The organism is Litorivivens sp. (genome assembly GCF_041625495.1).
In the GTDB taxonomy this organism is placed as follows: domain Bacteria; phylum Pseudomonadota; class Gammaproteobacteria; order Pseudomonadales; family Spongiibacteraceae; genus Litorivivens.
In genome coordinates, this window is record NZ_JBFJTH010000054.1 from 1 (window position 1) to 21,453 (window position 21,453).

Sequence of the window (21,453 nt, forward strand, 5' to 3'; positions counted from 1 at the left end):
CGTGGGAGATGTCATCCCGTTTAATCCACGCATTTGAGCCAATATCCGGCAGTGGTTCGACAGGTGTCGGCAGGTCAGCCAACTGAAGCCAGGGCAAGGCATCAGTCAGTTGCGGATAAACCTCAAATAAGGGTCTGGTAGTCGTCATGCCATCTATTCATCATTTATAGGGTCGTAGATATCAATGGTATATCAATGACTGCCCCCATTGACTAAGTTTGCGACGTCGCAGGGCGCATATTTTACTTTGCCCATCGTCGGACTTCATGTAGCCCGACAGTTCCGTTTTCATCTTTGAATGCACTAGCAACGTTGCGATAGTTAACGACTCTCTGCGTTGAGCGGGGATGTTTGGAAATATCGTACATACTCACGAATATCACACACGGGCAAAAACCGATCTATCACTCTTGCAAACTAAACTTCTTCTCGTTATGCCCGCGTCATCGTGTTGATCAAGGACAGATCGGGTATATGATGTGCGCTATCCGACGCGGGGATTAAGAGAATCATTAATCCGTGCGATCAACTAATCTACGTGACACTATCAGACTGACTTGCGACTCAAATACCAACGGTATTGCTAGCGCAAATCTATCTAACCGCCCCTTGCGTTAACACCGAATATTCTAAACCCCACGTATTGAGCTGTTCGCTAAATAGGGTTAGGTTCTAGCGTCGTCAATGCATCACAAAAGCAGCTGTACCGTCTACCCGGGGCACACTGATGAACACTACGATTCCGCATGCTGACCTGACCGACCCTGAAACCTCTGAACGCCTGTTCTTTCTCCGAATGTCCTGCGCCATTGCCGCAACCGTCGTGCTCGGTTTCGGGGCCTTTGCAGCCCTGGGTATTTCGTCGTTTCGCTCACCTTGGTGGGTTCATTTGCATGCCTTAAGTTTTATGGCATGGATCGCGCTCTTTATCACCCAGAATACACTGGCGTATCGAGATGCCCTGCCACAGCATCGTCGCCTCGGCCGCGTCGGCGCTTTGCTCGCTGGCTGGATGGTTGTGCTGGGCTTGGTGCTCACACCCGTTACCCTCATGGTTGATCGCGTACCACCTGTGTTTACTCCGGCGTTTTTTCTAGCGCTGGACTGGGTGAATATCGCCTGCTTTGCCATCCTCGTGTTCTCAGCACTACATCTGCGCCGCCAGACTGACTGGCATCGCCGCCTGATGTTCTGTGCCACCGTGTGTGTAATTGCGCCCGCCGTCGGTCGCCTGCAGCTGATCGCCATGAATCAGATGAGCGTTTGGATGGTGACCGGCGCGTTGCTGGTATTTGTAATCATTGGAATGCTAGCCGACCTGAAGCGGCACGGTCGCGTGCATCCTGCTTACAATTGGGGCGCCGCTGTGATTTTCTTGATGGCCCCACTGACCGACGCGCTATCAGACCTTGAAGCCCTCCAAAGCCTCGCACTGCGATTTAGCGGAGGCTAACCAGCATAACTCCGGCTCCTTATTTAGTATCATTGATCCTAGCATCACTTACCCGGACCCGGACCCTGTAAAGCCTACCAGATCGAGAAGCCCAATGACGCCAGCACACACCCGACTACGACACGGTCAGTAGCATGATTACCTGCGATCAACACGACCATATCGAGATCGTTTGCACCTATCGGTATCCGATAAAACTGACACTGAAATCGGGTAGGAAGCTAGATTGTATCGGACTTGATACTCTATACGATGATCAGCAACGAGAGTGCATAAAGGTGGCTGTCGCGGATAAAATTCAGCTGATTGTTCTGGACGATATATCTCGGCTCGATGTGAGTGTTGAAAACCCCCACTTTCAGGCGGTTTCTTTCGAAAACCCAAACGATCCTACCTTACACACCTAAAATCACATCTGAAGACCGTCGCCCGATTAGTTACGACACCCCGGCGGAGCGATGATCCCATGCTAGCAGCCAGTCCATATCTCGCAGGTAGTAAAGCGCAAAGCAGGCGGCCAACATTGGCCAGGCTGCAAAAAACAGCAGGTTGTTAAAGGCATCCAGATACTGCTGCCATGACGATAGCGTAGATATTCCATGCAGTAGGAATATCAAGCCGTAGCTAAAGCGCTGGTAAGCCCCGACCAAAAAAACAAACACCAATAACAGCTGCAGGCAGCCCAGCACCGTAAATGCTGCAGCGGAGACGCCTGCCACACCATAGAAGTGTTCAAATACCTGGGCGCTGTGGTCAGGATTCAAAAGTTTGTCGATACTCCATACAAACATAACAACAAACACGCCCAATCGCAGGCTGAGCAACGCCTTCGCAACTTTTAGCTCTTTCATCTGAAACCCTCGCGATTTTGATTCATTATCCACTAATAGCTGCCACGGCAGACAATACCCCAGAAGACCATGCCCCTTAGATGCTGCAGTGCACAAGATGTTACAAGCCGGCATAACGTCTTAGCGACCCGCCTCTTTGGACTCATACTATCCTCGGGAACTTCACGATGTCCGCGCTGGCTTCAGCGTTGTGCAACACAGGAAAATTCCGGGTTACCGCGTTATGATACTGCGCTGCCGTCGGTGTAACGCAAAACTGCCTGCACATAATTCGGCAATCTGGTGGCCACTCCAGCCATTCGCGGTGTGGTTCTTCGGGCTTATTGCCTTTACCTTGATCAGTGAAAGACATCCGGATGCACTATCGAATTGTATTACCCTGTATCACGCTGCTTTTAAGCGCTTGCGCGTCGATGAGCCCTGAAGAGTGCCAGTATGCGGATTGGCAGGAGGTAGGGCGCAGCGACGCTCAACGTGGCTTATCACAAGACCGCGTGGCTCAGCATCGAAAAAGCTGTGCTAAAGCCGGGTACCCGATAGATGCCCAGCAGTACTACGCTGGCTATCAGACCGGACTGCGCGATTATTGCATTGGCGTCACTGCCTACAATGCGGCACGGCTCGGGCGAAGCAAACCCGTACAGTGCGAACCGGCCTCCGTGCGCTCACACGACTTTACCCGGGCCTATCACTACGGCCTAAAAGTTCGAGATCAGGACCTGAAAATTTACGCATTGCAACAGGAACTAGCGGACTTAAGCGACTCAATTGCCGCCGGAGAAGCGCATTTTCATGAGATAAGGGCCACACTGGATCACGCTGAGCTGGACAATCACGAAGCCATAGCGCTGCACGAGGAATCCAAGCAAGTTAGCCATCAGATAGCACGCGACCAGCAGCATTTCGAGCAGCTGGAAGTTGAGTTGCGGACGGCTCAGAGCCACCTAGAACAGATGGAACGCAACTTTCAGCTGGGCCGATATTGATCCTATATTTCTATCTCGGCCGGGTCAGAATGATGCCGAAGCATTGTCATCATGGAGTCGAGCCCCATTTAGGACTACCCCGACACTACACTCGGCTTACTATCGCGGTGCGCCTTCCTTGGCGGGCTCAACAACGACAGATCGAATACCATCGCCAGCACTGCGATCTACAGTATCGCGGAAAGCGGAGCCGCCAACGCGTGCAGAGCCGTGACCGCTGCGTAGCCCACTGTAGTAATAGCTCTGGTTCAACGACCCGATCGATTCGGCAACATCCTCTGCCTCGGCCAACACAGAGTCACGTATATTGCGCTCGTCGGCCACAACGCTTGAGGCCATCACACTGCCCACTATCAGCAGCACCGGGGTAAACGCAAAACCGCGCTGCTTCAATTTCAATACCGTTGTCACACTCATCACAACTTTCCTCTCTGGCGACCACTACTGCAGATTTACTAACGCACAACTGTATCGTTACGAAGACACTTGTACGATAGGTATCAATACGCATCACAATCCTAATTAATGGGGTAAGAGTTATTGATTCTGGACTCCAAAAGCCACATGCTTTCATCCCATAATAAAAAAGAACCGCCTTATTCGAGGCCTCGCGAGGAGTCAATGAAAGCAATCAATATCATTACCTGGCTGGTTTTTCCTGTCATGGTAGTCGCTGTGCTCGGCGGCGGCGTATGGGCTATTGATGCCGGCCACGAGCCAAGCCTGGTGGCCGGTGTTGGAACCTTTGTGAGCCTTGCGCTGGTGGTACTCCTTGAGCGATTGCTTCCTTACCGAAAGGATTGGAACCAGTCGCAAGGCGACCTAGGTGCCGACTTGCTCTATCTACCAAGCTATTTCGGCATCAACGCGTTGGTACAACCGCTCGTGGTTGCGGGCATTGTGCTGGGAGGAGGCCTTCTGTCAGAGTCGCTGGACGTGGGGTTATGGCCATCAGATTGGCCGTTGCTCGCTCAGTTTCTACTAGCCTGTGTCGTAGTAGAGTTTTTTGATTACTGGCCCCATCGCTGGATGCACGAAGTGCCGCTGCTGTGGCGTTTTCACGCCATTCACCACAACCCTAAACGGCTGTATTGGCTGAATGCAACGCGAGCGCATTTTGGTGAAGTAGTATTTCGCGGGATCTTTAATGCCATTCCGCTGGCTGTATTGGGAGCAGGGGATGAGGTGCTCGCACTGATAGGCTTGGCAAACTCTCTACTGGGCCTCTTCCAGCATGCCAATATCAACTTCAAGCTCGGCCCTTTGAGCTGGGTGTTCAGCGTAGGCGAAATGCATCGCTGGCATCACTCTGTGAAAGTGTCCGAGGCAAATCACAATTACGGAAGCAACTTCCTGTTCTGGGATGTCGTGTTTGGCACTCGATACCGTGACACAGAAAGGTCAGGCCCGGACAGACTGGGAATTGAAAATGACCACATTCCAAGCAGTTGGTGGTCTCAACTTGGGGTGCCCTTCAAAAATACATCAAGCAACCCAGAGTGACTTACCCTCAGCCCCATTCCCACCGGAACAATAATTCTCCGGTGATCGCTCGGCCGCTTGCTGTACGCTTTACGCTGCCTGCATCCGGCCAACTGCCAATTAACGGCCCTAACACTGCCCATGAGTCGCTGCACTCACTCGGGTTATATGATTAGGCTTTGTTAACAAACAGTCGCTTGAGCTTGATGTATTCTCTCAGGCCAACGTATCTGACTTCAACTGGAGCTGCTTGATGTCCACATGCCCTTATAAGAACATCCTAGACCCAGATATCTATGCAGATAGTAAGCATCACGCCATATTTGCGGATATCAGAGATCGCTCTGACGGCTTGGCGCGTATCGATGATCCCCTCACGGGCGTCCCGTACTGGGCAGTTACCAAGCGAGAGATCGCTGACTACGTTTGCAAGCACCCGCTGTTGTTCTCCAGCGAGGCGAAAACCATCCTGCCCAAGGAGGTTCCAGAGGAAGAAATTGCGCTGTCACGCCTCATGCTGGTAAACATGGACCCGCCTCATCACGTGAAATACCGCCGCATCGTACGCAATGCGTTTACCCCCAAAGCGGTATCAGGGTATGAGCAGCGATTTCGCGAAGTTGCCAGGGAAACCATCGATCGCATTGCCAGCAAAGGTGAATGCGAGTTTGTCACCGAGGTTGCGGCGGAGTTGCCACTCGTTGCCATACTTTCACTGTGCGGCATTCCAATGGAAGACAAGCAACAGTTCTTTGACTGGACCAACACGATGATCTTCAGCGAAGACGAAGATATGAGTGGTGAGGACGGTTTTGCGGCATCTCAGGCTGCCGCTATCGAAGTGTATGCCTATGCGGCAGCACTGGCAGAAAAGCATAAAACCGAACCACTAACCGATATCGTTGGTGCGCTGCTAGACGGTACAGTAAACGATGAAAAGCTGACACCGGAAGAATTCCAGCTGTTTTTTCTGATGCTGATTGCAGCGGGCAACGAAAGTACCCGCTCGGTTATCGCCCACGGTATGCGACTGCTGATTGAGCATCCAGATCAGCATCAAAAGCTGCTCGACAAGCCCGAACTTATCTCATCCGCCGTTGAGGAAATTCTGCGCTACAACCCCGCCTTTGTGCAGATGCGTCGCACGGTAATGCAAGACACGGAGATTCAGGGCCAAGCTCTGAAGGCGGGCGATAAGATGGTGCTGAATTGGCAGGCGATAAACCACGATCCGGATATTTTCGAAGACCCGGAGCGTTTTGACGTTGAGCGTTTCGCCCGCAACCCCGAACTCGGCAGCCAGCACCGCGCCTTCGGCAAGGGAGAGCACTTCTGCATCGGAGCGCACATGGCTCGATTGGAAATGCAGGTCATGTTCGAAGAGTTGCTGCCCCGCCTGAAGAACCCGCGTTTCGCCCAGCCTGTAGAGTATGTGCGAGATTACTTTGTAAACAGTATCAAACACATGCAGATTCAGTTTGACCCGGAAGTTGTGAAGTCCTCCTGAATACGATTCAACGGAGCTAGCGGAGTTAAGGACTATGGATAACGAGCGCGCGGTTGTAGGCAAACTGGTGTTTCACGGAACCGCGAATATTTTTATCTCTTTTTTCTGCGGAGCCATGATCGCGGCAGCCGCTATGGGGCAAATCAATAGCCAGAAGCAAGACTGGGTGTTGGCCCATATGGAGTCGCTCATTAACGGCATGATGCTGTTCATTGTCGCCGGATTTATCGGCAAGCTCGCCATGAGCGCCAAAAGTCAGCTCATTGCGGTCTACTGCCTGATTGGCATGGCATACTGCAACACTATTTTCGGCATCGGCCGTGGTGCAACTGGCGCGCTCGGCTATGAGTTTAACGACAATCTGGCTAACAATATCACTGCACTCGCGGGCCAGATTGGAGTACCACTTGCAGTGGTAGCATTTCTGCTTATTGGCCTCGCTGCTTGGCGAACTCGCTAGCTGCGACGCAACTCAGAGAGCAAGGCGCAATGGTCCGACATGTGTTTCCAAGGCTTTCCCGACAGCACGCGACTCGTAACCACATCGAATCCACGCTGATAAATGCGATCCATCGCTAACACAGGATGAATAGCCGGAAAGGTTTTTGCCAGCGCGCCTCGCTGAGCGAGTTCGGTCTCAGTCAAGCCCAGACTTTTCTCAATTTGAGCATGGGCTTTACCCCGCCAATCATTAAAGTCACCAGCCAAAATTAGCGCGTCGTCGGCAGGAATGGTATCCCCGATATAATCAATCAGCTGGCTTACTTGCCGCCGCCGCTCTCTTTCAAATAGCCCCAGATGCACGCACAACAGGTGTATCCCCTCTTGCGTGTGGCCATGCAGTAGTCCGCGCTGGGAAAATGAATAGCAGCTGATATCGATATTTCGTGATTCGTTGAACGGAATTTCACTAAGGATGGCATTGCCGTGATGCCCGTGCTGGTATATCGCATTCTGCCCATACGCAAAATGATCCCAGACGGAATCCGCCAGATACTCCATTTGGTTGCCCTCCGGCCAGTCTGGAATTCGCCGCCTATTCTTTGTATTGTCTCCAACCACCTCCTGCAGAAATACCACATTGGCGCCACTTTGGCGCAGACAGTCGCGAATGCCTTCTAACGTAAACGCGCGATTTCCGGCGGAAAAGCCCTTATGGATGTTCAGTGTGAGAATTCGATATGTCGACATATACAACAGACTCCCCAGACTCGCACTACGAACTAAACCCCTAAACTAGACTCAAGCAGCTACATCCTTAAAGATAGCTCGAAAAGAGCCAGAAAAACGCGTCGCGCAGGCGATAATGTATTGGTCTCCCATCGAGCTCAGAAAGAGTGAATCTGCGACTGACGGCAATCGTTTGCTGGATATGGTCCGACACCAGCTCAGCGAGTGCTTTATCGTGCATCTCAACGCCCAGCTCAAAGTTCAGACGCAGGCTACGTGAATCCATGTTAGCGGACCCAGCCATCACATAATTGCCATCAATCGTCAGAAGCTTTGTATGAGCAAAAGGCGGGGGCTGAGCATACACTTCAACATCCCACAGAATGAGCTCCCATAACATATTGCGTGTCGCCCAATCGACGAATCTTAGGTTGCTGCGCTGGGGTATGACGACCTGAACCTTGACCCCTCTCAGACTGGCAGATTGAAGAGCAGAAAGCAGCTCGCGGTTCGGAACAAAATAGGGAGTCATGATGGTAATCGACTCCTGAGCCGCGGAAAAAACACCCAGCAGCGTCATCGCTAGCGCATCAAGGTTTTCATCCGGGCCATCATCAATAACGCGACAGCACACCGAACCGCTTCCATCTTCTTCTCGCGGCGAGGGGAGTCCCTGAAGCTCCTGCCGGGTCACCATCCACCAGTCTCGCTGAAAGACTTTCTGCAGGCTTTGAACGACGGGGCCGGTTGCATGAAAGTGTACATCTTTCGTTTTATGTCGATTGTTCGGATCGTCCACCATGTGCCGCGAATCGATATTGATGCCACCGAAAAAGGCTGTGTCGTCATCGATAATAGCAATTTTTCTGTGGTTGCGCAGATTGATACCAAACGATGGCGGTATCAACGACAAGGGCATAAACTCGACTACCTCAACCCCCGCCTTTCGCAAACCCGAAAGGGCTGTTTTCCCACTGTACAAGGCGCCGGTGCCGTCAATAATTACACGCACTGTAACACCACGGTTTACCGCTCGCGCCATGGCCTGAATCACGTCTTTCCCTATACCCCGCCCGGAAAACAGGTAACTGGATAGCAGCACACTCTGCTTAGCGTTATCGATAGCCGTAACTATTCTAGGGAAAAAGGCCTCACCGTTATACAACAGCTCTATACAGTTACCACTGCTCACGGGCTCGTGCGTCACCCTTTTGCCAACCCGCATAATCGCGGGCAAGGAGGACTCAATGTCAGATGCATTGACGACGTAATGGCGATCTGCGCGCTCATAACCGAAATGAAGAAATGGCAGATAGTGCCCAGAAAAGTGCCGCGCTACAGACCGGATGCGGTTAATACCAAAAATGAAATAGAGAAGCGGCCCAGCAATGGGGAAAAGTACTATCACGCCAACCCAACCCAGCGCCGCGCGATGATCGCGCTTGTATACCAGCGCGTGGACCAGTGCCAGTGCCATCACGCCAATATGTAGCGATATCAAAAACCAGCTCAATTCAACACTCCGTGCAAACGGCCGAATGTATCAACGGACAGTTTAACCATTTACAAGTGGCGACAGCCAGAAAACTCTAGGCCTGTAACTTATCACCCGTTTTGCTCCGTCAGCGGTTAACCGTATTAACATGGCGACACTTATTCAGCATGGCATCGACTAATTGGCCTGTTTCTGATCAGGCATGACATCACTCGAATGCCATCTAAGCCAGCTATGTCATTCGGCTTTCCTGTCAGGCCGCAATACGCGATAGACCGCCTAATACTCTGCGTGATTCAAGCCGCACGCCTCAAAGGATATTGTGGCGGTGAAAGTCTTCTCAAAATAGCAGGCCTTTTATGCCATTGATCTTCGATCTGGAACGCCCGATGCTAGAATACCAGCCACTAAATCAAGGAATTTTCATTGGTCATCCTAGAAAAAGAAAATTGGTCAAAAACATTCTCCAACGAGGATTTCTCAGATTGCGACATTGCGGCCATCGAATTTGACGGATGCACTTTCACTGATTGTGACTTCAGTGAAGCAAGCCTCGCAAAAAGCACTTTCTCTGACTGCGCGTTTGAGCGCTGCAATTTAAGCGTCGTCCGACTGGATTACTGCAAACTTTCTGATGTAACTTTTCGTGACTGCAAACTGCTGGGTGTAGATTGGACTCGGGTAGCCTGGCCTCGAATGTTATTTGAATCGCCCATCCGGTTTTACGACTGCTTACTTAGCGACAGCTCCTTTCATGGACTGCAGCTACCAGAAATAGTGATGGAGGGGTGCACCACACACAACGTGGATTTTAGAGAGGGAGATTTTTCCAAGGCCAGCTTTATCCGAAGTGATTTTACTGGCGCTATTTTTTCTGAGACCAACTTGACCGGCACCGATTTTTACGGCGCCATCGAATTTGATATTGATATCACGCGAAATCAGATTGCGCAGGCGAAGTTTGATCGCTTTGAGGCAGTACGATTGCTTGCATGTCTGGACATAGAGCTAATCGACTGAGCACTTCACAGGTACCGGCTCGAGAAAGGCTGTCTAGTGCTATTACCCATCCTCACCAACCCCAGAGGATTACCAGGCGCGTATTAGCGCTATTAGAGCGTCCGCAAAAAAGCGATCAGGGATTTTCGTTGCCTAGGGGTTAAGCCCTTAAACAAATGAAGTAGTTCGAGCTGATCAGCTGTTAGATAGACCGGTACAGTTTCATTTACCCCGCCACCAGCTTCGCGGTCTCGCCCTGTGGTCAACCATTGGTAGCTGACACCAAGCTCAGCGGCCAATGCTTCCAGGCGTTCTCGTCGCGGTGCGGTGCCCTGGCCCGATTCCCATTGACTGCAAGCACTGCGAGTAATGCCCATTGCCGCCGCCAGCTCTGCCTGCGAGAGCCCCGCCGCCTGACGCGCCTGCTTGATACGTGAACCAATACTCATGGCGGGAGTTTAGAAATACTTGACGAGAGGGGAAAGGCAAGATTAATTAACCAGCTAAGGTTAGTATTGCTAACCTCGCTTTTCTGAATACCAAGGGACTGGAACAGACATGGTAAATTCACTGAATCCAACGGGAGACCTAAACCAGCTTCTCACTGAGTTCGGGCTTGATCCTGACGCTATTGCCGATCGCGCGCAGCTAGCGGTAGAGCAGGTAATTCTCGCTCTATGCCCCCACTATACGACGCGATGCCCGCTGATTATTTTGATAAAGGTACACTGCGCTGCAGAAACGCTGCTGCGACACAGTGGCTGGGAAGGAGACACGCGCATTGTATGGCGACATTTTTCCGCATTGCTGGAGTCGGCCAGAGCGACCGACAATTGACCCAGCCCCGGCACCACGAGCCGGGAAATGCTATTTGCGTAAACCGGTCGATATCTCGCGCCTGCAATCAACCAACCACTTCTGCCAGATCACCCTTGGTTTCAAGCCAGGCTTTACGATCTGACGAACGCTTCTTGGCCAGTAACATGTCCATGATGGCTGCCGTATCATCACCGGGCTCTACGGTGAGGCGAACCAGCCTGCGAGTGTCGGGGTCCATAACAGTTTCACGAAGCTGCAGCGGATTCATCTCACCCAAGCCTTTAAAACGGGTCACCTGAATCTTACCTCGCTTGCCTTCGGCTTCAATGCGATCAAGCACGCCCTGTCGCTCACTTTTATCCAGCGCGTAATAGGTTTCCTTGCCCACATCGATTCGGTACAGCGGCGGCATGGCCACGAACACATGACCGGCCTGCACCAAAGGCTTAAAATGTCGTACAAACAGCGCGCAGATCAGGGTGGCGATGTGAGCACCGTCAGAATCCGCATCTGCGAGGATGCAAACCTTGTGATAGCGCAGGCCGCTTAAATCGTCAGACGCCGGATCGACGCCGATGGCCACCGAAATATCATGCACTTCCTGTGAGCCGAGAATTTCCTGCGAGTCCACTTCCCAAGTGTTCAGAATTTTACCGCGCAGCGGCAAGATAGCCTGAAACTCTCGGTTGCGGCCCTGCTTGGCACTACCGCCGGCAGAATCCCCTTCTACCAGAAACAGTTCGCCGCGCGACGGATCGTCACCCGAGCAGTCCGCGAGCTTGCCTGGCAACGCCGGCCCCGATGTCACCTTTTTACGCACCACTTTCTTGGCTTTGCGCAAGCGGGTCTGGGCATTGGAGATGCATAGCTCGGCCAGCTTTTCCGCTTCGCCAGTGTGCTGATTCAGCCACAAACTGAAGGCATCTTTGGCCACTCCGGAAACAAAGGCCGCAGCCTCGCGTGAACTCAAACGCTCCTTGGTCTGACCGGAGAACTGAGGGTCTTCCAGCTTAGACGACAGCACATAGCAGCATTTGTCCCAGATATCTTCCGGAGTCAATTTCACCCCGCGTGGCAGCAAGTTGCGAAACTCACAAAACTCGCGCATGGCCTCAAGCAGACCGGTGCGCAAGCCATTTACGTGGGTACCGCCCTGGGCGGTGGGTATCAGGTTCACGTACGATTCGGTGGTCAGCTCACCACCTTCCGGCAGCCATTGCACCGCCCAGTCTACAGCTTCGTTGTGGCTGGAGAAGGTCCCGACAAAAGGGTCCGTGGGCAGAGTTTCCCAGCCTTTGGTACTGCTGGTGAGATAATCGACCAGGCCGTCTTCGTAAAGCCATTCTTCGCTGGCGTCACCGGTCTCGTCTTTAAATATAACGCGCAGACCGGAACACAGCACAGCCTTGGCGCGCAATACATGCTTCAGGCGAGAAACTGAAAACTTGGCGGAATCAAAATATTTTGGATTGGGTTTGAAGCGCACAGTGGTACCGGTATTGCGCTTACCGCAGGAATCGATCACTTCCAGATCTGAAGCCTTATCCCCGTCGGCAAAGGTCATGCGGTAGACCTGCCCGTCGCGACGAATGATGACCTCAAGCTCGGACGAGAGCGCGTTTACGACCGATACACCCACGCCGTGCAAACCACCCGAAAACTGATAGTTTTTGTTGGAAAACTTGCCGCCCGCGTGAAGGGTGGTAAGAATCACCTCCACCCCTGGCTTGCCCTGCACCTTGTGCATATCCACCGGCATACCCCGGCCGTCGTCGCTACAACTCAACGAACCGTCTTTGTACAGGGTAACGATGAGCTCCTTCGCATGTCCCGCCAGCGCCTCATCGACGCTGTTATCGATCACTTCTTGAGCAAGGTGATTGGGGCGGGTGGTGTCGGTATACATACCGGGGCGCTTGCGCACCGGCTCCAGCCCCGTGAGGACTTCTATCGATTCAGCGGTATAGTCAGACATAAAGTTTATTGTTCAGTCAGATTCAGAAAAACGGCAATATCGGGCAGGTACTGCTCGTAGGTGGTAAAGGAGTGGTCGCCGCCCGGTTCGACGGTCATTCTACACGCACTGTAGTAGCTTTGTGCATTTCTGTAATCAAGGGTTTCATCCCCCTCCTGCAAAAGCACCCAATAGCGCTCCGGCGTAAGGGACGAAGGCTCCATGCGGGCCAATTCTTCGGTGTGCCCCAGGGTTATCTGAAAGTATTCATCGGTATATGGGTTGTGATTTTCGCCAATATAATGGCGAATCAAGTTATGGGGGCGCACGGCTGGATTGATCAGCACCGCTGGCAGCGCATATTTCTCCGCGAGCACCGTGGCAAAAAAACCGCCCAGTGAACTGCCGATCAGCCCCACCCGCTCATGGCTGGCCAGCAGTGCCTGCAGCTCATACTCAACGGTGTCCAGCGTGGCCTGCGGGGTATTGGGCAACGCGGGTACGCGACAGCTGACCGCAGGCTCAAGCGCCGCCATAAAGGCGCCGGTTTGCTGCGCCTTTATGGACTGGGGAGAAGAGATGAAACCGTGTATGTACAGTACTGCTGCAGCCAATCAGTACCCCTTGGCGGCCAGGTCTATGGAAAAGGGCACATCCAGCACGCGCTCGACGCCAGTTTTCAGCGAACCATCATCGAAGAGCTCAAACCAGCGCAGGCCTGGTGCCTCGTCGCTCACCAGAAATCCGGGGCTGGACCGGGCGAACTGCACACAGGTGGAAGGAGAGGTAATGAAACGAATACCGTCGCGCACGGTATCCATTTCCTGATGTACGTGTCCTGAGGTGACAGCTTTTACCTGCGGGTAGCGGCTAAGCACCTCGGTCAATTCTTCGCTGTTGCTCAGTACCTGCTCATCCAACCACTCGCAACCTACAGGCAATACGTGGTGATGCAGGGCAACAAGCGTGTATTGGTCGCGATGTTGCTTGAGCTGTTCATCCAGAAAGACAAGCTGATCGTCACCAAGCGTTCCGCATGGCGTGCCCGGCACGGAGGAATCGAGCGACAACAATTGCCAGGCACCCAGATCAACCCGGGGGCGGAACCAGCGCTCGTCGCATATGGCTTTCATAGCCGGCACGTTGTCGTGATTGCCCGGCAGCCACACTACATTGTCGCGCTGCGCGAATACATCGTATACACGCTGATAAGCTTCGCGGTAACCGTTGTTGGAGATATCACCACTGAGCAGGTAAAGCTCGGGCGCCGGCATGGACTCCGCCAGCCGCAATACCTGAGAAAAACTGTAGTCGGTATCAAGCCCCAATAGCTCGTAGCCTGGCAGCTTGCCCAGATGGGTGTCGCTGAGTTGTGTGATCCGTGTCGGCTTCATTGAGTTGCCAAAATCGCTCCTGCGAAAGTATTGCTCAAGCAACTGATGCTTGCATGAAGAATTTCAGCCTGTCTCCCGTGGCTCGCGGTGCCGACCTGACGGTTGTGTGGGCTTTCCAGAGATTGAGACATACAACGCCAAATCAGACCAGCTACTTTGTCGCATTTTCGCAGCACAAATAGCTACAGTGCTGTGAATTCTTCCACTTGCATTTCGCTACGCCCCTGGTCTAGGCAGTGTTCAAGCCACTCCCCCAGGAACCGGTTCCATTGTTGTTTTTCGTCGCGCTGGTGCATCTGCCGGTTGGGATAGCTGTGTTTGCTCAGCACCCGGTTGCAGTTGGCAAAGGAAGCAACTTCGGCCACCCCGGCATCGTGATACACGCGCACAGACATACGGCTGTTCAGCTCCTCAAGCGAACCCTGCTGCTGGGTGATTGCCAGCAAGCTGGTATAGGGGGTGCGCTCTACCACCTTTATGCGAACCGAGGAGCGCTCACCTACAGCAAACGCGCGACAATCACCTGACTCCATACGCGGAAGCAATCTGCACAGACGCACAAAGTTCAGCTCGCACTCTGCAAGGTGCGCTGAAAGATCGACGTTGTACACTGATTTAACCACTAATCTTCCCGTTTTTTTTACCCAAGGGTGAACTGCCCAGCTAAGCACGATCATACCCGCTGGGGGTATACTTAAAAATACTTAATTAACCTGATTCACCAAGGCCAATTTGCTAAACTCGCTGCCGGAAACCTACAGGACACGAAGGATAGCCTGATGTCGCATCGCTTTATACCCTTGGCACTGGCCGGCCTGGTCAGCTTTGGTAGTTCGCTCAGCCTTGGCGAGAGCCTCAGTGAAATCTACGAACTGGCGCTGCAAAATGATGCCACGCTTAAGGCGGCGGAGGCCACCTATCGGGCTAATCTGGAAACTGAGAATATTACCAGAGCGGCACTTCTGCCCCAGGTCAGCGGCAACGCCCGCTACAGCCGTAGTGAAAGCGAAATAGAGCAAGGCCCCAATCCCACCCGTGGCACAACCACTCCCATCAACCTGGACCTGGACACCGATAACACGACACTGTCTCTGTCGTTGAACCAGAGCATTTTTGACCTACCCAGCTGGTTTACCTTCCGCTCCGGAAAGCTCATCAGCAAACAGGCCGAAGCACAGCTCGCCGCCGATCAACAGGACCTTATCGTGCGGGTCGCCCAGAGCTATTTTGGGGTATTGCGCGCCTATGAGAATCTGGAGGCGGCCCGCGCTGAAGAACGTGCTGCCAAGCGCCAACTTGAGCAAACCCAGCAACGCTTTGATGTTGGCCTGATTGCCATCACCGATGTGCATGAAGCGCGTGCAGTCTATGACAATACCGTGGCCCAGCGCCTGACCTTCGAGGCAAATCTGGGTACCGCTTACGAAGCTCTTTCAGTATTGACTGGACGCAGCCACAGCGAGATCGCTCGCCTGAGCGAAGAGTTCCCCATCACTGATCCAACGCCAGCGGATCGCGCCGAGTGGGTCAACTTCGCCTTGAAAAACAACCACCAGTTGCGTGCTGCGCTGTATCGCATGCAGTCGAGTCAGAAAACTGCCGAAGCCAAAAAATGGGAACACCTGCCGTCGGTGACAGGCAGTATCAACTACCAGGACAGCGACGCCGAAAATGAGTACGCCGCCGCTGCCGGCAGTTTTTCAACCGACGACCTGACAGAAACCGTGGTCTACCAGATTGACCTGAACGTTCCTATCTTCTCAGGCGGCGGTGTAAGCGCCACTCGCCGACAAGCTTACGAGCAGTACAACGCCGCATTGCAGCAGAAATTGAACACCCAGCGCCAGATAGTGCAGCAAACCCGCTCACTGCACCTGACCGTTGGCACCGATGTACAGCGCATCAAAGCCCGCAAGCAGAACATCGTGTCAGCCCAGAGCGCACTGGATGCCACCAAGGCAGGTTACGAAGTGGGAACACGCAATATTGTTGACGTGCTGCAGTCGCAGCGTTCGCTGTACGCGGCAATTCGCGACTACGCCAACACGCGATTCGACTACGTGCTAAATATGTTGCGACTTAAGCAGCAGGCGGGGACCTTGAGCCCGGATGATATTTACATGTTGGATAAGTGGTTGTTGGCCGAGCAGGCGCAGAAGCAGGATAAGTAAGGTCGCTCGCCGATTTAACTAAGCACAACTCTCTTTACGAAGTGGTTTTTGGCTTTTGTTTCGCCCTGCTGGGCGAAACAGCCAACCTCGATAATGAGAACTACGACAAAACCCCGTCAATAACCCCCAACAACCTCCCCAATGCTCCCCGATTGGCCTCAATCACGCCAATCGCCGCATCACCGCGCTGCTGCCGTAAGGCGTCGTCCTGGAGAAGACCCAAGACCTCACGCGCCAGCGTCTCGGCAGAATCTGCCAATGTCAGTGCACCCGCCTGCTGCAGTAAGGCGGAAATTTCGAGAAAGTTGTAGTCACTCGGGCCGTTGACCAAAGGCAAACCCCAAGCCGCCGGCTCGAGACTGTTATGCCCGCCACGCGGTATAAAGCTACCACCCACACTGGCAACATCGGCACAACCAAACAGCAATTTGAGTTCACCCATAGTGTCCAGCAAAAGAACCGCCACACCGCCGACCTGATCACCATGACTTCGTCGCGCATACCCTAGCCCGCTGCGCTCAATCAGGGCAGCCACTGCATCAAAGCGCTCGGGGTGACGCGGCGCAACTAACAGCAACGCCTCGGGGACCGCCGCGCGCACCCGCGAAAACGCCTCCAGAATCATGCTCTCCTCGCCTTCGTGGGTACTGGCACAAATCCAGACAGGTCGCCTATCTGCCTGCCAGGCATTGCGCTCTGCAAGAGCCTGTTCTCGCAGCGCGTCGTCGATGGTGATATCAAACTTTACGCTACCGGAGACCAATACCTGCCCAGACTCCGCGCCGAGCGATCGAAAACGCTCGGCGTCGGCCTCAGTCTGAGCAACGATTCTTGAAAAACGGCTGAAGACTGCCTCAGTCAACGCCCGCAACCGGGCGTAACCACCGGCCGATTTCTCCGACAACCGGGCATTGGCCAGCACCACCGGCACCCCCGCATCGCGGGCGCAACACACCATGTTCGGCCAGATTTCGGTTTCCATGATCAGCAGCAGAGCAGGCCGCGTTTTCGCCATAAAGCGCTTCAGTGAAAAAGGCAGGTCATAAGGTGCATACACATGAAATACGCTGTCACCCAACATATCGCGCACCCGCTCCGATCCGGTCGGGGTCATGGTGGTCACCACTACCACATGGTCTGGATAGCGCGATTGCAACTCCCGAATCAGCGGTATGGCTGCGATAACCTCGCCTACCGACACAGCATGTACCCAGAGGCTTTTCTCCATCGCCGGGCAAGTAAAAAAACCAAAGCGCTCGGCAATGCGACGCCGGTATGCCGGTGCTTTCAGTGAGCGCTGCAGCAATCTGAGCACCAGAAACGGCGACAATATATAGAACAGCACTGTATATAGAAGAAGTGGCATAACTCTGGCGGGTGGCAATTGTGCCGCAAAGGATAACGACAGCCCCGAAACAAGTGAAGCTCTTTGCTATACTGCGCCCCTCGAAAGGAGAGTTTATGACACAGACGCAAGCCCGCGTAGACACAGTAATTTTCGGGGGCGGCATCGCCGGCCTGTGGCTGCTGAACAGGCTGGTGGCCGAGGGCCGCAACGCCGTGCTCTTTGAGCAGGATGCCCTGGGCAGCAGCCAGACTATCGCCTCACAGGGCATGATTCACGGCGGCATCAAGTATGCGCTGGGCGGCGCGCTGACCGGAGAATCGGAGGCCATCGCCGCCATGCCGGGCCACTGGGCGCGCTGCCTGGAAGGCAAGGGCGATGTGGATATCAGCGCCTGCAATGTGCTGAGCCATCACTTCTATCTGTGGTCAACCCGCTCCATTACGTCGAAACTGACCTCTTTTTTTGCCAGCAAAATGTTGCGCGGCCGTGTGAACTCAGTGAAAGCAGCAGATCGCCCACCCGCTTTCGATAGCCCACAGTTTCGCGGCTCGCTCTACCGACTGGCTGATCTGGTGCTCGATGTACCATCCCTGCTGGACACATTGGCAGCGCCACACCGCGACCGTATTTTTCGCATCGATTGGCAAACCGCCGCATTGCTGCGCAAAGACCGGCGTATCATCGCGCTGCGCTTTGCGGACGGTCTCATGCTCGAAGCAGATCACTTTGTATTCGCCGCCGGCGCTGGCAATGAAGCTCTGCTCAATGCAGTAAATCTTGAGCAACCCGCCATGCAGCGCCGACCGCTGCAACAAGTACTGGTAAAACACGACTTTCCCAGCCCGCTCTACGCCCATTGCATGGGCAATAACCCGTCACCGCGCCTGACCATTTCCAGCCATCGCTGCAATGACGGCCGCCACTGCTGGTATCTGGGCGGCGATCTGGCAACCGAGGGCGTAAATATGGACAGCGGCGAGCTGATCGAGCGAGCACAGAAGGAGCTGGCAGAACTGTTCCCTTGGATCAACTTCGGCACCACCCAATGGGCTACACTAAAAGTAGACCGGGCCGAGCCGCGCCAAACCCAGCTGGTTAAGCCAGATAAGGCCTATGCCGAGCGCCCTAAAGACTGTGACAATCTGCTCGTGTGCTGGCCCACTAAACTGACCCTGACACCGGATATGGCAAACCAGGCCAGCACGCTGCTGGGCTCCACGCCACCGAACGGAGCAACAGGCGCCATACCCGAGGCATTGGAGCGCCTGCCACGCCCCCCCATTGCCACGCCCTGCTGGGAAACCCTGTTTTGAGGAGGCGGTCATGACCAGTAACACACAACCATTGCCGCAACGGCGTTTTGGCAGCACCGAATTAAGCGTGAGCCCACTCGGCCTCGGTACGGTTAAGCTAGGGCGGGATAAGGGCGTTAAATATCCGCACCCCTTTACCATTCCAGACGACCGCGCTGCCGCAGACCTGATTGCACTGGCGAGAGATCTGGGCATCAACCTAATTGATACCGCACCCGCTTATGGCCGCAGCGAAGAACGACTTGGACCTCTGCTCAAAGGTCAGCGCGAACACTGGGTTATCTGCTCAAAGGTAGGCGAAGAGTTCAACAACGACAACGGTGATTCCCACTTCGACTTCAGTGCCCGTCACACCCGTCAGAGCATCGAACGCAGCCTGGACCGCCTGAAAACCGACTACATTGATATTGTGCTGATTCACTCGGACGGCCGCGATGAATATATTCTCCAGCATGAAGGCGCGCTCACGGCCCTGCAGCAATGCAAGCAGGAGGGTTTGATTCGCGCCATTGGCATGTCGACCAAAACCGTTACCGGCGGTTTGCTGGCCGCCGAGTTGAGCGACGCCGTTATGGTGAGCTACAACGCCGCCCACCAGGAGGAGTCGCCGGTACTGGATTACTGCGCACGCCACGGCAAAGCCGCGATTCTGAAGAAAGCGCTGGGCAGCGGCCACCTGATCAGCGAAAACGACCCTGCCCAGGCAGCGATGGGTTTTGCCCTGTCACACCCCGGCGTTACCAGCGCGATTGTTGGCACCATCAACCCGCAGCACTTGCGTGAAAATGTCGCCGCCTGCCTGCGCGCCCTGGGAAAAAGCGCCAACCTTGCGGCGACGCAACTATAACCGGCAGTTTTAAGCTTGCTGCCAAAGCGTCTTTAGCACGCCCACAGGGTCTGTGATATTATCGCGCCCCTATTGAACATGACTTCACTGGAGAACTCTTATGAGTGACAACATTACTCACGTCACAGACAGCTCTTTCGAGTCTGACGTTCTGTCTGCTGATTTGCCGGTACTGGTGGATTTCTGGGCGGAATGGTGTGGCCCCTGTAAAATGATTGCGCCCATTCTTGACGAAATCGCCAACGATTACGCGGGCAAAATCAAAGTCTGCAAGCTGGACGTAGACGCCAACTCTGACACACCTGCCAAGTTTAGCGTACGCGGCATTCCCACCCTGATGATATTCAAGGGCGGTAACGCCGAAGCCACTAAAGTGGGTGCGATTTCCAAGAGCCAGCTCGCCGAATTTATCGACGCGGCCCTGTAATTATCCCCCTTTAACCCTGCTTGCCTTCCACGGCAGGCAGGGTTATAGTGAAATCAGGTGTAGACGCCCACCCGGGCAAGTGCTAGATTGCACACATCACCCCTTGAAACCAATCTTATAATTTCGCTTCTTTTTAACGATTTAACTCCGCGTTCACGCCGTGCGTGTGCTTCGCAAGTTTTTCAACTTCCCAATAATCACTCCCAAAACCAATATGAACCTGACTGATTTAAAAACCAAATCCACCCAAGAATTGCTTGATATCGCCAATGAAATTGGCCTCGACAACGTTGCCCGCTCCCGCAAACAGGATATTATTTTCTCCATCCTGAAGCGTCACGCCAAAAGCGGTGAAGACATCTACGGCGACGGGGTACTGGAAATTCTGCAGGACGGTTTTGGTTTTCTGCGTAGCGCAGACTGCTCTTACCTGGCGGGCCCGGATGACATTTATGTGTCACCCAGCCAGATTCGCCGCTTCAACCTGCGAACTGGCGACACGATCGCGGGCAAGATTCGCCCACCCAAAGAAGGTGAGCGCTATTTCGCCCTGCTCAAGGTCAGCGATGTAAACTTCACCAAACCTGAGCAAAGCAAAAACAAAGTCCTCTTCGAAAACCTCACTCCCCTCTTCCCCAACGAACGCCTGATTCTTGAAGCCGGTAACGGCTCCACTGAAGACCTTACGGGTCGCATCATCGATTTGTGCGCTCCTATCGGGAAAGGACAGCGTGGCTTGATCGTAGCACCGCCGAAAGCGGGTAAAACGCTGATGCTGCAGAACATCGCCAACGCGATAATCCGCAACAATCCAGAGTGTTATGTCATTGTTCTGCTCATTGACGAGCGCCCGGAAGAAGTCACCGAAATGCAGCGTTCGGTTGGCATTAAAGGTGCTGAAGTGGTTGCCTCGACCTTTGACGAACCGCCCTCGCGACACGTGCAGGTAGCGGAAATGGTTATCGAAAAAGCCAAGCGCCTGGTTGAGCATAAACGCGATGTGGTGATTCTGCTCGACTCTATCACCCGCCTGGCCCGCGCCTACAACACGATCGTACCCAGCTCAGGCAAGGTACTGACTGGTGGTGTCGACGCCCATGCACTGGAGCGCCCCAAGCGCTTTTTCGGTGCCGCGCGTAATGTGGAAGAAGGCGGCAGCCTGTCCATTATCGCCACCGCGCTGATCGATACCGGGTCCAAAATGGACGAGGTTATCTACGAAGAGTTCAAGGGCACC

The 21,453-nt window shown here is 53.8% G+C and carries 23 protein-coding genes; 13 read left to right on the plus strand and 10 right to left on the minus strand.

What is annotated here, in order from left to right; genetic code table 11:
* Window positions 1-727 precede the first annotated feature (727 nt).
* Together ABYP39_RS08300 and ABYP39_RS08305 are read left to right on the plus strand one after the other, a co-directional pair.
* Window positions 728-1,453: a hypothetical protein gene (locus ABYP39_RS08300; RefSeq protein WP_372782006.1), complete on the plus strand. Its 726-nt coding sequence runs from the start codon at window positions 728-730 to the stop codon at window positions 1,451-1,453.
* A gap of 134 nt (window positions 1,454-1,587) precedes the next feature.
* Window positions 1,588-1,860 carry a Rho-binding antiterminator gene (locus ABYP39_RS08305; protein ID WP_372782008.1) on the plus strand — a complete coding sequence of 91 codons (273 nt, stop codon included), beginning with the start codon at window positions 1,588-1,590 and terminating at the stop codon, window positions 1,858-1,860.
* Window positions 1,861-1,890: 30 nt separating this feature from the next.
* On the opposite strand, the gene ABYP39_RS08310 is transcribed toward ABYP39_RS08305, so the two are convergent.
* The gene (locus tag ABYP39_RS08310) at window positions 1,891-2,304 is read right to left on the minus strand and encodes a hypothetical protein (protein ID WP_372782010.1); all 414 of its coding nucleotides are present in this window, start codon (window positions 2,302-2,304) and stop codon (window positions 1,891-1,893) included.
* Window positions 2,305-2,660: 356 nt separating this feature from the next.
* Between ABYP39_RS08310 and ABYP39_RS08315 the strand changes: the two genes are divergently transcribed.
* Complete coding sequence (locus ABYP39_RS08315; RefSeq protein ID WP_372782012.1) at window positions 2,661-3,290, plus strand: DUF2799 domain-containing protein; 630 nt, start codon at window positions 2,661-2,663, stop codon at window positions 3,288-3,290.
* A gap of 99 nt (window positions 3,291-3,389) precedes the next feature.
* Here ABYP39_RS08315 and ABYP39_RS08320 read toward each other — a convergent pair whose 3' ends face one another.
* A complete protein-coding gene (locus ABYP39_RS08320) occupies window positions 3,390-3,707 on the minus strand; it encodes a hypothetical protein (RefSeq protein WP_372782014.1) in 318 nt (105 codons plus the stop codon).
* Between the two features lie 204 nt (window positions 3,708-3,911).
* On the opposite strand from ABYP39_RS08320, the gene ABYP39_RS08325 reads away from it, so the two are divergent.
* The 3 genes from ABYP39_RS08325 to ABYP39_RS08335 all read left to right on the plus strand — a co-directional run bounded on the left by ABYP39_RS08325 (window position 3,912) and on the right by ABYP39_RS08335 (window position 6,739).
* On the plus strand, window positions 3,912-4,793 hold the full coding sequence (locus tag ABYP39_RS08325; protein ID WP_372782016.1) for a sterol desaturase family protein: 882 nt from the start codon (window positions 3,912-3,914) through the stop codon (window positions 4,791-4,793).
* Window positions 4,794-5,025: 232 nt separating this feature from the next.
* A complete protein-coding gene (locus ABYP39_RS08330) occupies window positions 5,026-6,279 on the plus strand; it encodes a cytochrome P450 (RefSeq protein WP_372749756.1) in 1,254 nt (417 codons plus the stop codon).
* Window positions 6,280-6,313: 34 nt separating this feature from the next.
* Window positions 6,314-6,739 carry a hypothetical protein gene (locus ABYP39_RS08335; protein ID WP_372749757.1) on the plus strand — a complete coding sequence of 142 codons (426 nt, stop codon included), beginning with the start codon at window positions 6,314-6,316 and terminating at the stop codon, window positions 6,737-6,739.
* Here ABYP39_RS08335 and ABYP39_RS08340 read toward each other — a convergent pair.
* A complete protein-coding gene (locus ABYP39_RS08340; RefSeq protein ID WP_372749758.1) occupies window positions 6,736-7,470 on the minus strand; it encodes an endonuclease/exonuclease/phosphatase family protein in 735 nt (244 codons plus the stop codon). The two genes, ABYP39_RS08335 and ABYP39_RS08340, sit on opposite strands and share 4 nt — an antisense overlap.
* Window positions 7,471-7,537: 67 nt before the next feature.
* Window positions 7,538-8,962, minus strand: coding sequence for a phospholipase D-like domain-containing protein (locus ABYP39_RS08345; protein ID WP_372782018.1), 1,425 nt, complete (start codon window positions 8,960-8,962; stop codon window positions 7,538-7,540).
* 408 nt (window positions 8,963-9,370) lie between these two features.
* On the opposite strand from ABYP39_RS08345, the gene ABYP39_RS08350 reads away from it, so the two are divergent.
* Window positions 9,371-9,964 carry a pentapeptide repeat-containing protein gene (locus tag ABYP39_RS08350; protein ID WP_372782020.1) on the plus strand — a complete coding sequence of 198 codons (594 nt, stop codon included), beginning with the start codon at window positions 9,371-9,373 and terminating at the stop codon, window positions 9,962-9,964.
* A 92-nt stretch (window positions 9,965-10,056) separates the two neighbouring features.
* Here ABYP39_RS08350 and ABYP39_RS08355 read toward each other — a convergent pair whose 3' ends face one another.
* Complete coding sequence (locus tag ABYP39_RS08355) at window positions 10,057-10,392, minus strand: helix-turn-helix domain-containing protein (RefSeq protein WP_372750633.1); 336 nt, start codon at window positions 10,390-10,392, stop codon at window positions 10,057-10,059.
* Window positions 10,393-10,501: 109 nt separating this feature from the next.
* On the opposite strand from ABYP39_RS08355, the gene ABYP39_RS08360 reads away from it, so the two are divergent.
* Window positions 10,502-10,780, plus strand: coding sequence for a hypothetical protein (locus tag ABYP39_RS08360; protein WP_372782022.1), 279 nt, complete (start codon window positions 10,502-10,504; stop codon window positions 10,778-10,780).
* Between the two features lie 67 nt (window positions 10,781-10,847).
* On the opposite strand, the gene parE is transcribed toward ABYP39_RS08360, so the two are convergent.
* The 4 genes from parE to ABYP39_RS08380 form a co-directional block, all read right to left on the minus strand.
* Complete coding sequence (gene parE / locus ABYP39_RS08365; RefSeq protein ID WP_372782024.1) at window positions 10,848-12,737, minus strand: DNA topoisomerase IV subunit B; 1,890 nt, start codon at window positions 12,735-12,737, stop codon at window positions 10,848-10,850.
* A gap of 5 nt (window positions 12,738-12,742) precedes the next feature.
* Complete coding sequence (locus tag ABYP39_RS08370; protein WP_372782026.1) at window positions 12,743-13,330, minus strand: YqiA/YcfP family alpha/beta fold hydrolase; 588 nt, start codon at window positions 13,328-13,330, stop codon at window positions 12,743-12,745.
* Window positions 13,331-14,110: a 3',5'-cyclic-AMP phosphodiesterase gene (gene cpdA / locus ABYP39_RS08375; RefSeq protein ID WP_372759286.1), complete on the minus strand. Its 780-nt coding sequence runs from the start codon at window positions 14,108-14,110 to the stop codon at window positions 13,331-13,333.
* A gap of 182 nt (window positions 14,111-14,292) precedes the next feature.
* A complete protein-coding gene (locus ABYP39_RS08380) occupies window positions 14,293-14,733 on the minus strand; it encodes a DUF1249 domain-containing protein (RefSeq protein ID WP_372782028.1) in 441 nt (146 codons plus the stop codon).
* Window positions 14,734-14,889: 156 nt separating this feature from the next.
* On the opposite strand from ABYP39_RS08380, the gene ABYP39_RS08385 reads away from it, so the two are divergent.
* A complete protein-coding gene (locus ABYP39_RS08385) occupies window positions 14,890-16,281 on the plus strand; it encodes a TolC family outer membrane protein (protein WP_372749839.1) in 1,392 nt (463 codons plus the stop codon).
* A 100-nt stretch (window positions 16,282-16,381) separates the two neighbouring features.
* Here the strand turns inward: ABYP39_RS08385 and waaA are convergent, their stop codons facing one another.
* Window positions 16,382-17,647: a lipid IV(A) 3-deoxy-D-manno-octulosonic acid transferase gene (gene waaA, locus ABYP39_RS08390; RefSeq protein WP_372782030.1), complete on the minus strand. Its 1,266-nt coding sequence runs from the start codon at window positions 17,645-17,647 to the stop codon at window positions 16,382-16,384.
* A 95-nt stretch (window positions 17,648-17,742) separates the two neighbouring features.
* Here waaA and ABYP39_RS08395 point away from each other — a divergent pair, with 95 nt between their 5' ends.
* The 4 genes from ABYP39_RS08395 to rho form a co-directional block, all read left to right on the plus strand.
* The gene (locus ABYP39_RS08395; RefSeq protein WP_372782032.1) at window positions 17,743-18,942 is read left to right on the plus strand and encodes an NAD(P)/FAD-dependent oxidoreductase; all 1,200 of its coding nucleotides are present in this window, start codon (window positions 17,743-17,745) and stop codon (window positions 18,940-18,942) included.
* Window positions 18,943-18,952: 10 nt separating this feature from the next.
* Window positions 18,953-19,789 carry an aldo/keto reductase gene (locus tag ABYP39_RS08400; RefSeq protein ID WP_372759581.1) on the plus strand — a complete coding sequence of 279 codons (837 nt, stop codon included), beginning with the start codon at window positions 18,953-18,955 and terminating at the stop codon, window positions 19,787-19,789.
* A gap of 100 nt (window positions 19,790-19,889) precedes the next feature.
* Entirely contained in the window at window positions 19,890-20,216 is a 327-nt protein-coding gene (trxA, locus tag ABYP39_RS08405; protein WP_372749239.1) for a thioredoxin TrxA, read from the plus strand.
* A gap of 214 nt (window positions 20,217-20,430) precedes the next feature.
* Window positions 20,431-21,453, plus strand: a 1,023-nt coding sequence (gene rho / locus ABYP39_RS08410; RefSeq protein WP_372782034.1) for a transcription termination factor Rho, incomplete at its 3' end; no start/stop codon positions are given.